This is a genomic window from Streptomyces sp. NPDC051822 (assembly GCF_044452745.1).
GTDB lineage: Bacteria > Actinomycetota > Actinomycetes > Streptomycetales > Streptomycetaceae > Streptomyces.
Genome location: NZ_JBITBZ010000011.1, coordinates 14,259 through 28,363, shown reverse-complemented (window position 1 = coordinate 28,363; position 14,105 = coordinate 14,259). Strand labels below are relative to the sequence as shown.

The window sequence follows — 14,105 nt, the reverse complement described above, 5'->3', positions numbered from 1 at the left end:
CGCCCACGCTTTACCGGACGCGGTTGGTATCGCAGAGAACGGTGAAGAGCCGCTTTGCCTCGGGGAAAGATGGTGGGCGAAGCGTTGGTCCTTGAGCTGCTTGAGCGTCCCGCTTCTTTCGGCGAAGGTGAAGGAGTCCGGGGCTCATCACCCGGGTGGCGTTGGCCTCCGCTTCTCGTTCGTAGCGGTCGGAAGGGTCGGAGATGCTGAGTCCGCTGCCGTTGTCGGTACCGGAGACGGGGCCTTGGCGTTGCTGGATGACGTGGGTGAGTTCGTGGGCGAGGGTGTGTTTGTCGCCTCCGCCGTCGCCGAGGACGACGTCGGTGCCAGAGGTGTAGGCGCGGGCACCGATCTCGGCGGCGGAGGCGCGTGCGGCGCCGCCGCTGTGGATGCGGACGTCGGAGAAGTCGGCGCCGAGGCGGGATTCCATCTCCTCGCGGAGCGGGGTTTCTAGAGGGCGCCCATCACCGGCGAGGACGTCATGGACGGCGGAACGCTGCACGGCCGGCCGGTCGTCGACGTCCTGCTGGTGGCCGCAGCCGGCACCGTGCTGGTGCTGTTCCGGCCGTTCCCGCGCTTCCCGCTGAACGGGCGGCGGGGCGTAGGGGTAGCCGGAGTCCATGGCCAACCACCCGACAGCGGCGGCCCGTTCCGCCGTGCCTCCCGCCACCGCCCCCTCCGCCACGGACCCCTCCGCCACGGACCGGCCCGCCCCCTCGGGGCGGCTGCCCCTCGCCGCCCTGCTCGCCCTCGCCACCGCCGTCTTCGTCACCAGCCTCACCGAGACCCTCCCCGCCGGCGTCCTGCCCGCCATGAGCGCGGACCTCGGCGTCGGCGAGGCCGCCATGGGCCAGTCCGTCACCGCCTACGCCCTCGGCACGGCCCTCACCGCCGTACCCCTGGCCGCGCGCACCGCGGCATGGCGCCGCAAACGCCTGCTGCTCACCTCGGTCGCCGGATTCGCCGCCGCCAACACCGTCACCGCCCTCTCCTCCTCGTACGCCCTCACCATGGGAGCCCGGTTCCTCGCCGGGGTCGCCGCGGGCCTGGCCTGGGCTCTGCTCGCCGGATACGCGCGCCGGATCGCCCCGCCGCACCTCCAGGGCAGGGCCGTCGCCGTCGCGATGACCGGCGTCCCGCTCGCGCTCTCCCTCGGCGTACCGGCCGGCACCTTCCTCGGCGAGGCCGCGGGCTGGCGCACCGCCTTCACCGCCATGACCCTCATCGCCGTCGCACTCCTCTGCTGGATCGCGCTCGCCGTCCCCGACCTTCCCGGCGAGGCACGCGGCGGGCGCGCCCCGGTCGCCCGGACCCTGAAGGTGCCCGGCGTCCTTCCGGTCCTCGCCGTCACCTTCACCCTCGTCCTCGCCCACACCGTCCTCTACACCGACGTCGCCGCCTACCTCGGCCGTCTCGGCCTGGCCGGCTCCACGCGGGCTCCGCACCCTGACCCTCGCGGGAACGATCCTGTTCGCCGTCGCGCCCGCCCTGCTGGCCTTCCCGGCCGGCGGTACCGCGCTCGTCGTGACGGCCGCCGTCCTCTGGGGGTTCGGCTGGGGCGGCGCGCCCACCCTGTTGCAGACCGCCGTCGCCGACGCGGGCGGGGACGACGCCGACACCGCCCAGACGATGCTGGTCAGCCTCTGGAACGCGGCCATGGCGGCGGGCGGCCTCGCGGGCGGTCTCCTGCTGGACGGCCTCGGCGCGGGCGCCCTGTCCTGGACCGTGCTCGGCCTGCTCCTGCCGGTGGTGGCCGTCGTCGCGGGCGCCCGTGCACACGGCTTCCCCGCGCGTCGGTGAGCCCCGCCCGGCCGTGCCGGCGCACGCACGAAGGCCCCCACCGCGCCGAGGCGGTGGGGGCCTTCGTGTGTCCGAGCGGCCGGTCAGGCGGCCGGCGGGATCCGGGACGGGCGTCCCGCGCCGCGCGTGAGCACGTAGCCGCCGACGCCCGCGAGGGCCGCGAGCACACCGCCCGCCGCGGTCCAGAGCCAGCGGTCCGACCACCAGCCCGAGGACCAGCCGTCCTCCGGGGCCGCGGCCTCGACGGCCGAGGGCCGGCCGGCGTCGTTGTCTGCCTCCGCCTGGTCGGCGGTCGTCGCCCCGGGCACGAGCGGCGCGGCGAGCGCGCCGTCGGTGGCGTAGGCGCCGCCCTTGTCGACGGTGCTCACCCCGATCCGGGCGTCGAAGGGCTGACCGAGGTCGTCGTCCGGCAGCGAGGTGACGGTGAGCCGCACGTAGTAGCTGCCGGGCAGCGGGTCGTTCGACCAGGCGTCGGCCGAGGCGCGGACCGGGCGCAGTACACAGGCGAGCCGCACGGTCGCGGCCTCCTTCGCCGCCGTACGGGACTGGGTGCCGTACATGCACGGCTGGCGCCGCCGCAGCCCGTCGTACACGTCGATCCGCCAGGTGGCGGACCCGTGCCGCAGGGCCGCGTCGGGCAGGGTGACGGTGGCGTTCACGGTGGGCCGCTGCCCGGTGTCCGCGGGGAACACCCAGTACAGGTAGTCACCCGTGGCCGCCTGCGCGGACGCCTGCTGACCCGGGAGGAACCTCGCCGCGGTGCGGAAGGTGGTCCCCGCCTCCGTCGGCCCGGCGCTCGCGCTCGGGTCGGCGGAGGGCGTGGGGGAGTCGGCCGTCGCGCCCGGCGCGGCGAGCCCGAGGAGAGCGGCGCCCACGAGGGCGGCCGTGGCGAGCGTGCGTACGGTACGCATCAGTGGGTCCTCCAGACAGCGAAGCGCCAGCGGGACAGCCAGCCCCAGAGCAGACCGGCGAGGAAGCCGACGAGCACCAGGCCGGCGAGCAGCCACCAGCCGCGGCCGAGACCGAAGGAGGCCACGTCGGAAGCGGCCGACGGGCCGTCGACCACGTCGACCGTCAGCTCGATCGGCATGCCCGGCGTCGTCTTGACCGACGGGGGAGCCGAGAACGAGTTGCTGACCTGGAGGCAGACGGTCTCGGCGGCCGGCTTCGCGTCGTCGGGCCCGTCGTCGAGATCCGGCTTCGGGTAGCGCAGACCCGTCGAGATCACGTCGGTGCGTCCGTCGCCGGCCTCGGAGCCGCGGACGATCTCCCGGCCGTGCAGGGTGACGGCGCGCAGCAGCACCCCGTAGTCGTTGTGGACGGCCCGGTCGGCCGCCACGCTGACGGAGGCGCGCAGTTCCTGGCCCGGCAGCAGATCCACCCGGTACCACCGGTGCTGGCCGAAGGACTCGCGGTCGGTGTACAGACCGGGCTTGAGCTGCGGCGCGTCGGCGCAGCGCACGGCGCCCTCGGTGGCCACCGGCGTGACGACCGGGTCGGCGGCGCGGTCGACCAGCTGACGGACCCGTCGGGAGAGGTCCTCGGTGCGGTGGACGGAGGTGTACGTGCCTCCGGTGGCCTCCGCGATGCAGGTGAGCTGCTGCCGGGTCCTGGCGTCCGGCACCAGGCCCAGGGTGTCGATGACGAGGTGGATGCCCTTCGCCGCGATCTCCCGCGCCACCTGGCACGGGTCGAGCGGGGCGCAGGTGTCCTCGCCGTCCGTGATGAGCACGATCCTGCGGGTGGCGTCGCCGCCCTCCAGGTCCTTGGCCGCGCCGAGCAGGGCCGGGCCGATCGGTGTCCAGCCCGTGGGGGCCAGGGTCGCGACGGCGGTCTTCGCCTCCGTCCGGTCGAGCGGGCCGACCGGGTACAGCTGCCGGGTGTCCTTGCAGCCCCGCTGGCGGTCCTGCCCCGGGTAGTCGGCGCCCAGGGTGCGTATCCCGAGCTGGACCTCCTCAGGCACCGCGTCGAGGACCTCGTTGAAGGCCTGCTTGGCCGCGGACATGCGCGACTTGCCGTCGATGTCCTTGGCCCGCATGGAGCCGCTGACGTCGAGGACCAGCTCGACCTTGGGGGATTCCTTCGCCACCGGCTCGTCGGCGGCCGCGCTCGACGGCAGGAGCGCGACGCTCAGGGCGGCGAGCAGCGCGCAGGCCCCGGTCGCGAGCCGTTTTCTCGTGATCATCGCCGGATCGTATTGATGATCCTCCGACAATCCAAAACGGAGGCGACGTCAGAGGCTGCCGCGCCGCCGGTCGTTCACCGGTGCTCGGGGGCGGGGAGGCCCGGCGGCCGGCGTCCCGGGCGGCGCGCACGCTGCCGGCCGCGCCGGAGCGACGCTTCGAAGATCTTGGAGGCGTGCTGTCGGTGGCTGCTTCTACTGTTGCCTCATGGGGAACTATTTTCAGACCGTCGTCGACCTCGACGCCACGCATGCGGACGCCCACACCCTGGCGGCCGGCGGACTCGACTGGCTGGTCAGGGAGGGGATCGTTCGGGCCGAGCTCACCGACTGTGTTCTCGGGGCGCCGTCGGGGCATCCGCCCGGCCCCTCCTGGGCCAAGGCGGTGGGGCAGGAGGACTGGGAGCCCACCGAGGGACTCAGGATCGAGACCAGCCGCACCGTATTCACCTGCGGTCAGGGCGAACCCATGTTCGCGATGTGCCCCCATTGTGCCGGGCGGGCGGATTTCTACACCGACCGGCTGGAGGAGATCGAGGGCGTGTGGGAGCCCTTCGGTGAGGCCATCGAAGCCTGGAGCGACACAGGCAGCGCGGCAGTCGCCTGCCCGCGTTGTCGGCGCCCTGGTGACCTGACTGCGTGGACGTGGTCGGATGGGTACTTCGCCTTCGGGTACCTCGGTTTCGTGTTCTGGGACTGGCCCGACTTCAGCCCCGGGTTCCTCGAAGGTCTCTCCCGCGCGCTCGGGGGGCACCGCACGGTTCTCGTGGAAGGCAAACTCTGAGGGAGACGGGGGAGGGCCTGGGTGTTGCGGTAACGGCTCATTGACCGATCCACTTTGGATCGCATTCATCATTGAATCGTGCGCGAGCTGCGCAGAATTCTGCCGACTTGCGATCAGGATTGCGGAGTGCTGCCCTGTAATAGGCAGGGGGTAAAGGGCGAAATGATCCGGGCCCGAATGAGTGGCGTTCAGCCGAAGTAGGGGGGCAACGCGTCGTGTGACGACGGGATGTCCCGCGCTGCGACCCGCTACCGGAGGTTCACGATGGCACAGGTCTCTTCTGCCCGCGTTCCACTACGCCAGATCATGGCCGTGCTCCTGACGGCCGCCCTGACGCTCTCCCTCTCGGTGGTGCTCACCGTCACCTCGACGAAAGAAGCAGCCGCATTGTGTTCCGCCAGCCCGTTCAACGGAAAGTGGCGCTCGTCCGACGCGAGGCTGAAGCGTATCGACGTATGGCAGGGACAGGACTGCCACCTGTACGCCAGAGCCTGGTCCGTCTGCGAGCACGACTCGTCGCGTATCTGCAGCTGGGGAAACAGGAGAATGGGAGACAGCCCCGAGCCGAACTTCCAGTTCGTCGGATACAACTGGAACAACGCCGATGAGGTGCTGCACCTGCGGATGAAGGACAGGTCTCAGATCTCGGTGTGGGACAGCACCGACTATCACAACGGTAAGAAGGTCAGCTTCACGGTCACGATGTACAAGAGCCGTTGAGCCCGCGAAGGGCGGCAACCCCGCCCGCGCCGCTACCGGACGAGGCCCCCTGCCACGACAGGTGGGGGGCCTCGCGGTCTCGCATGCGGCACGTGGGACGTTCTTACCTCCGTCCCTGACCCGCACTCAACGGTGCTCCGGGTTCTCGAAGTCGAAGCGGCAGCCGGCGTCCCACTCGGAGCGCTGGTTGCCGTACGCGGGGATCCCGCCCGCGTCCTTGAGTATCCGTGCCAGGTGGAGCTGGTTCCAGGTCATGAAGGTGGTGTTGCGGTTGGTGAAGTCGTTGTCCGGCCCGCCCGAGCCGGGGTCGAGGTAGGACGGTCCCGGGCCGGCCGGGCCGACCCAGCCCGCGTCGGCCTGCGGCGGAATGACGTACCCGAGGTGCTGGAGGCTGTAGAGGATGTTCATCGCGCAGTGCTTGGCGCCGTCCTCGTTGCCGGTGATCAGGCAGCCGCCCACGCGCCCGTAGTAGGCGTACTGACCGCGCTCGTTCAGGATCGACGAGCAGGCGTACAGGCGCTCGATCACCTTCTTCATGACTGAGGAGTTGTCTCCCAGCCACACAGGTCCGGCCAAGGTGAGGATGTCCGCGGCCATCACCTTCGAGTAGATGACGGGCCACTCGTCGGTCTCCCACCCATGCTCGGTCATGTCCGGCCACACACCGGTCGCGAGGTCGATGTCCACCGCCCGCAGCACCTCGACCTCGACCCCCTGGCGCTCCATGATGCCGGTGCTGATGTCGATCAGCCCCTGAGTGTGGCTGCGCTCCGGCGACCGCTTGAGGGTGCAGTTGATCACCAGCGCGCGGAGATCACGGTAGGACGAGCCGGCGTCGGTCATCGATGCATTCCCTTGCGAACGAGTGGGCGGCAGGACGAACCACCACGCCGGCTGCCGACGTCGATGGGCCTCCGGGTTGGTCCGGCCGAAAATCCCGTCCACTGTCTCGCCTCGTCGAGCGGAACGACCGAACGCCGCGCCAACGGCAGCGAAGTCCACCCCCGATCACCCGCGTGGCCCGCACCGATGACAGGCGTCTCCGACTCAGATCGGTGGAGCACTCCTGGCACCCAACTGACCCGCGGCTCTGGCCGGCGGTTCACCCATGAGATCGGCAACGCGACTTCCGCGTTGTGGTGGAACCTCGTGCGCCGCACGGACGAGGAAATCCGCGAGGCCTGGATGACGACGGACCGCTCCGGTGACGTCAAGGGCTACGAGGGCGACCGGCTGGCCGCACCGGAGGTCCCGGCGACCCAGCTGAAGGCGCGGGGTCGGGTGCGCTGACTCGGGGTTTGCTGCGCGGCCGAAGGGGAGTCGGGGCTTCGGACCTCGCCGAGGGCGGCAGGTTCAGCTTCACCCGCGACCAGTACGACCGCCCCTACGAGATGTCCGCGACCGTCACCTGCGACATGCTTGACGAAGGCACGGAGGCACGCGCATCACTTCGGCCGGCGCGCTTCCTCGGCGGCTCCAGCGACACCCTCTTCACCGTCACACAGCACGAACAACCCCGGAGATGTGGGACCGGGAACAGGCCACACGGTGGACGCGGCCCGCCGCGACCACAGCTGTGGTGCTCCGTTCCCCAGGGGCCCGAGTCTCAGCGCCTCGGAGCCGAGCTGCGCACCACGGTGACCGCTGTCCTCGGCGCCGACTCGGTCGTCGCCGGCCACACCGGCAACCGGCTCTCCCGGCCGAAGGATCAAGCGATTTCGGCCTGATCCGCACGGCGGATGCGGTGATTACACAGTGCCCGCGTGGCGGTCGGACTTCCGCATCTACCCTTGTACTGCTGCCTGTTGATGCGACAGATCAGGGCAGCAGAAGGAGGGGAACTCGTGCCCGAGGAGGACGCGAAGGCCGCACTGGCGGCGAAGCGGATCGCGGAGCTGGAAGCCGAGCTGGTGAAGTTCTCGTCGATGCTCGCGGCCCTCAGCGACGTGCCGGAAAGCCCAGGCCACCGGTATGCGGACGAACGCATCAAGGAGATCGTGGGGGAGCTCGATGCGCTGAGGTCGCCGGCTGAAAAGCCGGAGGCGGAGAAAGACGGCCCGCCCCTGCACACCGTGCTGCTGGTGATCGGGCTGATCATCGGGGTGTACGGGCTCGCACAGCACGCCTGGACGGCAGTGCTGATTGGTGTGGCGCTGGTGGGTGCCTCGCAGCTCGCGAAGCGCAAGGAAGCCGGCACCAGCACCAGCGACTGACCGCGGGCACCGCTCAGACGGCCGCCGGAAAGCGGTCGCGGCAGCCGCCGGGGCACAGACCACTGGCGCGAAGCCGTGAAGCACCAAGATCTATCCCTGCCCGATTGTGCAAGGACCGTCCTGTTCACCGGGGGAACAGGACGGCGGGGGTAAGCCCCCGGCACCGCCAGCGACGGGCCGTTGAGTCGCCTTGCAAGGTGCGGCCGCCGAGACGGCGAGCGGACGTACTCGGGGGCGATGTCCCACAGGAAGACGAGGCCGATGACGACGAGGAGCACCTTGTCCCACTTCCGCCGCCGGGAGAGGGGGTGCGCCGCCGAGGCGCCGCTGGCGGTCACTCTGTTCGGTAGGTCGTCCACGGCGGGCGGCACGTTGGATCGGGAGCCCTGCTGCTCGCACCAGGACGCTCTGCGGGCTGCGAATCGCGGCCGCGGTCGCCCGAATTGTCATCCGGGCGACCGCCAGAAGACGACGTGGAGCAAAAGCCTCTGCTGCGGCGTGCGACTGACGCTTTGAACAAGCTCGGGGCCGGCCAGAAGCCGGGAGCGATTGGTGTGATTGCCGCTGTCGTGGTCGGAGGCTTCATCGCGGTAGCTCGACAGCTCCAGCCTCTCAAAACCCCTGCTCGGGCCGGGGCTCGGGGTGTCCGCCCTGGTGTGTTTCTCCGAACTCGACCGCGACGTACTCCCGAGAGGGGAACATCAACGGCTTGACGCGTGCACCGGATGCATGGATCTCTTCGACGGTGTCCAGGGTCAGCCCACATGTGAAGCATTTCAGGGACCGGGGAACCATCAAGAGCGCGTTGGGTGATTCAGCCTGCTCGTCGAAGAAGACCGATGCCTTGCTCGTGCACGCGGGACACTCGGTTCCTGCAAGCCGTAGGACAACCCTTCGGCCATCATCGCGTGTGACGGGGAGCTGCTCGTCGTACGGGGTCATCGGAGCCCGCAGGACGAGGTCTCTGGCCTGCTCAGGAAGACCCTCGAAACGATCGTTGAACCTGTGGAGCGCCTGGCTGATGCGGACTCGTACATCTCGGTGCACCTTGGATGCAGCCTGGTCGATCGCCACGCGCGCCGGTTCAGTCCACCGTTCCCAGAAGGGCTTCAGGGGGTGACCCATTTCTTCATGGAGAGTCGCGACGGTTGCTGCAAGTGTTGAGAGCAGCGCCTTGCCCTGATCGCCGGACGCCGCGTGAGCGACACCGTTACGGAGATCGATGAGGAGGTCCAGCTGACGGTCAACCGGGAGGATCCCCAGGGTGCGCAGGCGGGCTATGGCCTCTGAGGCGCCGATCGTGCGGACCTTGTTCGCGGTGTGGTGCCCGCCAAGATGGAAGAGCATCTCGGCGCTGCCCTTCATCTCAGCGATGTAAATCGGGTTCTTCGAAACAAGGACTGCCTTGCACAGCAGCTCGATGGCAACTCCGGCATGAAGCGCGAACTCGCCGTAGTCGCCTCGACCGTGGTCATCCATCGCCCTGTGGGCAACCTTCTTGGCGCCGTTCAGGAAACTTTCGAAGGAGAGGGATTCGTCCATGCGAGGACGGTAGCGTTGCTTGTAGGACAGGTGCGATCGATTTGACCTACAGGGGCGTGAGATTGACGTCGAGACCTTCGGCAAGCGCCAGGGCCGTCATCAGCCTCGCGTGGAATCGCAGCAGGGAGCGGCCAGTCGATCGGCTCGTCTGGTTCCCCCATGGGCTGCAGGGATGGCAGCGTCTCGTAGGGCGTCAGCCCGTACTCGGCCCCGGGCGCGCGGAGGATCTGCACCAACGTGCATCTGATCCGCAGCGTGCCGATCCACGCAAGGCCGCCGAGCTCGGCCGTTCCGTATCCCTGACAGAGCGTGTCCACCCGAGGCGCGGAGTCGTCTGGAGGGTAGCTTCCGTGCCCAAGTCGCCAGGGACCCCTGCCTCGCCAAGTCGAGGGTGCACGGCAGTCCTCGGATCAGTTCCGGCAGGAACTCCCTGTGGGCATAGGCCGACCACCCCGACTCGCTGACGAGGAGGAATCGCCGTGAGCTTTGAGGAGCGCCAGAAGACGTAGGGGTCCACGGATTGGCCGGGAGCGAGTACGGGCTACCAGCTCACCGCGCGAGGGCTCCAGAAGGGCGCGAAGTGCGCCCGCGCCCTCGGCGGGGAGGGCGACACTGGGCGACCTTCGTGCGGGCCTCGGCCGTCCGGCCGTTCAACCTGTCGATCGCCTCGCTAACCTGCCGGGGAGGCCGGTCACCGTCGAGCAGGTCCTCCACCAGATCCTTCTTGCGCTGATCCCGCACGTATCAGTCCTCTGCGGCCAGGCGCCGTACCTCGGCCAGCGCCTCGCTCACCGCTGCCGGGATGTCCGTCACCGGGAACCGCGCGTGCCGCACCGTGCCGTCACGGTCGATGACCAGCACGGTCCGTTTCAGTCGCAGCAGTTGCCCGGCTCGGAAGGTAGGCAGGCGCAGGGCGGCGGCGAGGCGGAGGTCGACGTCGGAGAGGAGAGTGAAGGGGATGCCTTCCTGATTCGCGAACACGCGCTGTTCGTCGGGGCGTTGGGTGCTGACGCCGTGCACTTCCGCGCCCGCGGCGCGGAAGTCCTCGTAGGCGTCCCGAAAGAGCCGGTTCTCCAGCGTGCAGCCGACGGTGCCGGGGATGCCTGACCAGCCCTCCGGCAGGGGGCTGGGGCTCCCGGTCGCCGGATAGCAGAACAGGACGGTGGCCACGCCGCCGGCCACCGGGTCGACCGGCGCGCCGTCCCGGTGACCGGGCAGCCGCAGGCGCGGCAGTCGCCGGCCCGTCAGGTCCGCGACGCGCCGTGCCTCCGCGCTCGTCTCGTCGGCGGTGCCGCTGAGCGAGCCGTCGCCGAGGAGCCAGCGGTCGGCCCAGTCCTGCATCGACAGCAGGACCGGCAGCAGCCCCCGGCCGCTCTCGGTCAGCCGGTACTCGTGCCGCGTCGGCCGCTTCTGGTACGGGACCTTCTCCAGCACCCCCGTCTCCACCAGGTGCGCCAGGCGCTCGGTGAGCACCTTCCGGGAGATGCCCAGCTCCTCCTGGAGCGCGTCGAACCTGTGGTGCCCCCGGGCGGTCTCCCGGATCAGGAGCAGGCTCCACCAGTCGCCGACCACCGACGCGGCCTGCGCGATCGCGCAGGCGGCGTCCCGCTCGGGAACCGACCTCATCACTGCGTCTCCACTTCTGCGCGCACGGCGGCCGCTCGTCGGGACCATCTTGCGCCACGAGGTCGGTTCCGGATAGAAACTGACCTGGAACGAGTGAGTTCCCAAAAGAGACTAACAAGACCCGGGGGTGGGCGCCGTATGAGCGGAACACAAGCGATCCAGGAACACGACCGGCGCGACGACGAACGGGAGACCGCATCGCTGGGCGTCTTCTGGCGCTTCTGGGCCGCCGCCACCGTCAGCGGCGCGGGCACCGCCGTCACCGCCCTCGCCCTTCCGCTCGTCGCCCTCACCGTCCTCGACACCACCGCCTTCGAGGTCGCCCTGCTCGTCGCCGCCGGGCAGGTCTCGTGGCTGCTGCTCAGCCTCCCGGCGGGCGTCCTCGCGCAGCGCGTGCCGCTGCGCCGACTCCAGGTCACGCTCGACCTCGTACGGTTCGCGGCGCTCGGATCGCTGCCGCTCGCCTGGTGGATCGGTACGCTCACGTATCCGCACCTGCTGTTCGCGGCGCTCGTCACCGGCTCGGCGACCGTGCTGTTCGACATCGGCAACTCGACCTTCCTGCCCGCCGTCGTCCCGGCCCAGCAGCTGGCCGCCCGTAACAGCGTCATGTCGGGCACGCACGCCGTCACCGACACCGGCGGCCCCTCCCTCGGCGGCGTCCTGATCGGCGCGACAGGCCCGGTCGGCGCGCTCGTCGTGGACGCCGCCAGCTACCTGGCCTCCGCCGTGCTCCTGCGCACCCTCCCCGAGAGCCGCCCCGCGCCCCGCACCAGCGAGAGCGCGCTGCGGCTGATGCGCGAGGGGTGGCGGTACGTCACCAAGCACCCGGTCATGCGCCCCTGCATGATCTGGGCGACCGCCGCCAACTTCCTCAACGCGGCCCTCGTCGCCCTCACCCCCCTCTACCTGGTCCGCGTGGCCGGCCTCGACTCCGTGCAGCTCGGTCTCGTCCTCGCCATGGACGGGGTCGGCGCGCTCGCCGGCGCCGCCGTCGCGGTGCGCGTGACCACGCGCATCGGCACCGCGCGGGGCGTCATCGTGGCCGATCTGGCCGGCGGCGCGCTGCTCCTGCTCGCCCCGCTGACCACGTCGGCGGGGGACGCGTACTGGTTCGCCCTGGGCAACGCCGGCTTCGCCTTCGGCACCGTCATCGGCTCGATCACCACCCGCACCTACCGGCAGACGCAGTCGCCCCCGGAACTGCTGTCCCGCGTGATGGCCACGGTCCGCTTCGTCTCCTGGGGTGCGCTGCCGCTCGGCGCCCTCACCGCCGGCCTCCTCGCCACCCACGTCGGCGCCCACACCGCGCTCTGGACCGTCTGCGCCGGTGCCCTCCTGCCCCCGCTCTACCTCTTCTCCACCAAGGTGGGCCGCCATCGCGACCTCATCTGACGCCCTGGAGCCACGGCACCGTCAGATTGCTGACCACGTGCGCGTTCCGGCGACGGCGTACGGTCCGCGGGTGTCGGCGTCGCACCTGGAGCGCTGGTATCGCACAGTGCTTGGTGCCGCCTTCGTTGCCGGAGATCAGACAGCCGCCCACGCGACCGTAGTACGCGTACTGGCCATGCGAGTCGTCTCCCAGCCAGACAGGCCGCGGCCACGCCCCGGTCGCGAAGTCGAGCTCGACGGGCCGCACGAGCGAGGTCGCCACACCCCGCCCCTCCATGACGGCCCGGCTCCGTTCGACGAGCCCTCGGTGTCGCTGCCCTCGGGGGAACGCTTGAGCGTGCAGTTCAGAGAGAGCGCGCTGAGATCGTCGTACCGGTGAGGGGGTAGTGCGGGCGCGGCCATCGACGGACTCTCCTCGCGAACGGTGGCGTGCCCTCAAGGGGACCGTCCCCAGCCCGCTCACCCCCGTGCCCCGGCCCCCGGGTCACCCGGAGCGGCCGAACGTATGAGCCCCCGCCCCGCAGCGCCGGAAACGCCCTGGTTAGAGTGGTGGGAGCCCGCGCCGCCGCACCCGGTTCGGGCGAGAGACCGGGCCGGCTGTCGACCACAGGGTCCCGTACGACCAGGGGAGCGCCGACGGCTCAAGGCCGCCGGACACCCCGTGCCCGAGCCCGCCCGCTCTCCGCCCTCGTCCGGCCACACGGCCGCCTGCCCCGGAAACACCCCGCCACATGGACACCGACACCGCCCAGCGCCCCGAACCCGCTCCGACCACCGGCATCCCCGAGGTCCGGCGTCCCCGCAGGTCCAGGATCAGCGGCCGGGCACCGGCCCGGCCCACGCCCGCCGCCGCCGTCCACAACGTCAGTGCCGCCACGGCCGCCCTCCTCGGGCTCGTCGCCATCGGCGCCGCCCTCCACGAGCCCGTACTGATACCGCCGCTCGCCGCCAGCGCCGCCCTCGTGCACTGCGCGCCCGCGCTCCCGCTCGCCCAGCCCAGGAGCGTGGTCGTCGGACACCTCCTCGGCGCCGCCGCGGGCTACGCGGTGGGGGCCGCCGCGCACGGCAGCGCGTGGGCCGCCGCGCTCGCCGCCGGTCTCACTCTCGCCCTGACGACGTTTGCCAGGACCCCGCACTCGCCCGCCTGCGCGACCGCCGTCGTCATCGTCCTCCAGGCGCCCGAACCGGGCAGGTTCGTGCCGCTGCTGTTCGGGTCCACGATCCTGCTCGTCCTGACCGCCTTCGCCGCGTCCCGCGTCCGGCGCGGAGCACCGAGGTACCCCGCCTACTGGTGGTGAACGGGGCGGCGGTCGAGCGTCACCGTCGCGTGGATGGTCTTGCCGCCGGGGTGGCGGTCCACGGTCACCTCACGGCACAGGCGCAGCACGATCGGCCAGCCGTAGCCGCCCGCCCGCAGCTCGTCACGCAGCTCGTAGAGCGGCGCCTCCCCGCTGGTGTCGGACACGGACACCGTCACACGGTCGCTCCCGACGCCGATCCCGAAGGCGGCGATCCCGCCACCGTGGCGGAGCGCGTTCGTCACCAGTTCCGAGGTGACGAGGAGCAGGTCGTCGACCTGCGCAGGCCGCGCGGGGCCGAGAGCCGCGAGCGTGTGCCGGAGGAGCTGCCGTGCCTGCGCCGGCGTCCGGACCGGGGACGATCCCCCGCCCCCTGCGCCGCCGCGCGAGGTCGTGCCGGCCGCCCGGGACCGGGTACCGCTCCGGGTGTTCATCACAGTCCCCTTCTTCCTGATTCGTCAACAGGTGCCCTTTTTCGCCTGCCCGTTCGAGCCGGAGTGATGCGTTCCCGCGCCGTGGAAGGTGCTTGACACGGCGGTGGAGTG

13 protein-coding genes and 2 pseudogenes are annotated in these 14,105 nt (G+C 70.9%); 7 read left to right on the top strand and 8 right to left on the bottom strand.

Annotation, left to right across the window (positions count from 1 at the left end):
- Positions 1–10: 10 nt before the first annotated feature.
- Positions 11–781 (bottom strand): DUF4157 domain-containing protein, encoded by a 771-nt coding sequence (locus tag ACIA8N_RS28495; RefSeq protein ID WP_399416814.1) that lies wholly within the window; start codon positions 779–781, stop codon positions 11–13.
- Between ACIA8N_RS28495 and ACIA8N_RS28490 the strand changes: the two are divergent.
- A pseudogene (locus ACIA8N_RS28490) lies at positions 726–1,800 on the top strand (MFS transporter). The gene ACIA8N_RS28495 and the pseudogene ACIA8N_RS28490 overlap by 56 nt on opposite strands.
- 83 nt (positions 1,801–1,883) lie before the next feature.
- On the opposite strand, the gene ACIA8N_RS28485 reads toward ACIA8N_RS28490, so the two are convergent.
- Positions 1,884–2,711 carry a hypothetical protein gene (locus tag ACIA8N_RS28485; protein ID WP_365787489.1) on the bottom strand — a complete coding sequence of 276 codons (828 nt, stop codon included), beginning with the start codon at positions 2,709–2,711 and terminating at the stop codon, positions 1,884–1,886.
- Positions 2,711–3,985, bottom strand: a complete 1,275-nt coding sequence (locus ACIA8N_RS28480) for a VWA domain-containing protein (RefSeq protein ID WP_365787490.1) — start codon at positions 3,983–3,985, stop codon at positions 2,711–2,713. Before ACIA8N_RS28480 ends, ACIA8N_RS28485 begins: the two co-directional genes overlap by 1 nt.
- 205 nt (positions 3,986–4,190) lie before the next feature.
- On the opposite strand from ACIA8N_RS28480, the gene ACIA8N_RS28475 reads away from it, so the two are divergent.
- Together ACIA8N_RS28475 and ACIA8N_RS28470 are read left to right on the top strand one after the other, a co-directional pair.
- A complete protein-coding gene (locus ACIA8N_RS28475; protein WP_365787492.1) occupies positions 4,191–4,766 on the top strand; it encodes a hypothetical protein in 576 nt (191 codons plus the stop codon).
- A 264-nt stretch (positions 4,767–5,030) separates the two neighbouring features.
- On the top strand, positions 5,031–5,486 hold the full coding sequence (locus ACIA8N_RS28470; RefSeq protein ID WP_365787494.1) for a hypothetical protein: 456 nt from the start codon (positions 5,031–5,033) through the stop codon (positions 5,484–5,486).
- Positions 5,487–5,612: 126 nt separating this feature from the next.
- Here the strand turns inward: ACIA8N_RS28470 and ACIA8N_RS28465 are convergent, their stop codons facing one another.
- Positions 5,613–6,329, bottom strand: a complete 717-nt coding sequence (locus ACIA8N_RS28465) for a flavodoxin family protein (RefSeq protein ID WP_365787496.1) — start codon at positions 6,327–6,329, stop codon at positions 5,613–5,615.
- Positions 6,330–6,635: 306 nt separating this feature from the next.
- Here ACIA8N_RS28465 and ACIA8N_RS28460 point away from each other — a divergent pair, with 306 nt between their 5' ends.
- Together ACIA8N_RS28460 and ACIA8N_RS28455 are read left to right on the top strand one after the other, a co-directional pair.
- Positions 6,636–6,776: a pirin gene (locus ACIA8N_RS28460; RefSeq protein WP_365787498.1), complete on the top strand. Its 141-nt coding sequence runs from the start codon at positions 6,636–6,638 to the stop codon at positions 6,774–6,776.
- 554 nt (positions 6,777–7,330) lie between these two features.
- Positions 7,331–7,699: a hypothetical protein gene (locus tag ACIA8N_RS28455; protein ID WP_365787500.1), complete on the top strand. Its 369-nt coding sequence runs from the start codon at positions 7,331–7,333 to the stop codon at positions 7,697–7,699.
- A 612-nt stretch (positions 7,700–8,311) separates the two neighbouring features.
- Here the strand turns inward: ACIA8N_RS28455 and ACIA8N_RS28450 are convergent.
- Together ACIA8N_RS28450 and ACIA8N_RS28445 are read right to left on the bottom strand one after the other, a co-directional pair.
- Entirely contained in the window at positions 8,312–9,241 is a 930-nt protein-coding gene (locus tag ACIA8N_RS28450) for a hypothetical protein (protein WP_365787502.1), read from the bottom strand.
- 744 nt (positions 9,242–9,985) lie between these two features.
- The gene (locus ACIA8N_RS28445) at positions 9,986–10,867 is read right to left on the bottom strand and encodes a winged helix-turn-helix transcriptional regulator (RefSeq protein WP_365787504.1); all 882 of its coding nucleotides are present in this window, start codon (positions 10,865–10,867) and stop codon (positions 9,986–9,988) included.
- A 138-nt stretch (positions 10,868–11,005) separates the two neighbouring features.
- Here ACIA8N_RS28445 and ACIA8N_RS28440 point away from each other — a divergent pair, with 138 nt between their 5' ends.
- The gene (locus ACIA8N_RS28440; protein ID WP_365787506.1) at positions 11,006–12,262 is read left to right on the top strand and encodes an MFS transporter; all 1,257 of its coding nucleotides are present in this window, start codon (positions 11,006–11,008) and stop codon (positions 12,260–12,262) included.
- Between the two features lie 88 nt (positions 12,263–12,350).
- Here ACIA8N_RS28440 and ACIA8N_RS28435 read toward each other — a convergent pair.
- Positions 12,351–12,664 (bottom strand): annotated as a pseudogene (locus ACIA8N_RS28435) (flavodoxin family protein); the annotation flags it as partial.
- A 329-nt stretch (positions 12,665–12,993) separates the two neighbouring features.
- Here ACIA8N_RS28435 and ACIA8N_RS28430 point away from each other — a divergent pair.
- Positions 12,994–13,560, top strand: a complete 567-nt coding sequence (locus ACIA8N_RS28430) for an HPP family protein (protein WP_365787508.1) — start codon at positions 12,994–12,996, stop codon at positions 13,558–13,560.
- Here ACIA8N_RS28430 and ACIA8N_RS28425 read toward each other — a convergent pair.
- Positions 13,548–13,994 carry an ATP-binding protein gene (locus ACIA8N_RS28425; RefSeq protein WP_365787510.1) on the bottom strand — a complete coding sequence of 149 codons (447 nt, stop codon included), beginning with the start codon at positions 13,992–13,994 and terminating at the stop codon, positions 13,548–13,550. The two genes, ACIA8N_RS28430 and ACIA8N_RS28425, sit on opposite strands and share 13 nt — an antisense overlap.
- Positions 13,995–14,105 lie beyond the last annotated feature (111 nt).

What these genes read in the sequence shown, in the direction of transcription:
- ACIA8N_RS28445 (WP_365787504.1), bottom strand. Translation starts at nt 10,867, where the DNA reads ATGAGGTCGGTTCCCGAGCGGGACGCCGCCTGCGCGATCGCGCAGGCC.
- ACIA8N_RS28485 (WP_365787489.1), bottom strand. Translation starts at nt 2,711, where the DNA reads ATGCGTACCGTACGCACGCTCGCCACGGCCGCCCTCGTGGGCGCCGCT.
- ACIA8N_RS28480 (WP_365787490.1), bottom strand. Translation starts at nt 3,985, where the DNA reads ATGATCACGAGAAAACGGCTCGCGACCGGGGCCTGCGCGCTGCTCGCC.
- ACIA8N_RS28475 (WP_365787492.1), top strand. Translation starts at nt 4,191, where the DNA reads ATGGGGAACTATTTTCAGACCGTCGTCGACCTCGACGCCACGCATGCG.
- ACIA8N_RS28450 (WP_365787502.1), bottom strand. Translation starts at nt 9,241, where the DNA reads ATGGACGAATCCCTCTCCTTCGAAAGTTTCCTGAACGGCGCCAAGAAG.
- ACIA8N_RS28470 (WP_365787494.1), top strand. Translation starts at nt 5,031, where the DNA reads ATGGCACAGGTCTCTTCTGCCCGCGTTCCACTACGCCAGATCATGGCC.
- ACIA8N_RS28430 (WP_365787508.1), top strand. Translation starts at nt 12,994, where the DNA reads ATGGACACCGACACCGCCCAGCGCCCCGAACCCGCTCCGACCACCGGC.
- ACIA8N_RS28425 (WP_365787510.1), bottom strand. Translation starts at nt 13,994, where the DNA reads ATGAACACCCGGAGCGGTACCCGGTCCCGGGCGGCCGGCACGACCTCG.
- ACIA8N_RS28465 (WP_365787496.1), bottom strand. Translation starts at nt 6,329, where the DNA reads ATGACCGACGCCGGCTCGTCCTACCGTGATCTCCGCGCGCTGGTGATC.
- ACIA8N_RS28440 (WP_365787506.1), top strand. Translation starts at nt 11,006, where the DNA reads ATGAGCGGAACACAAGCGATCCAGGAACACGACCGGCGCGACGACGAA.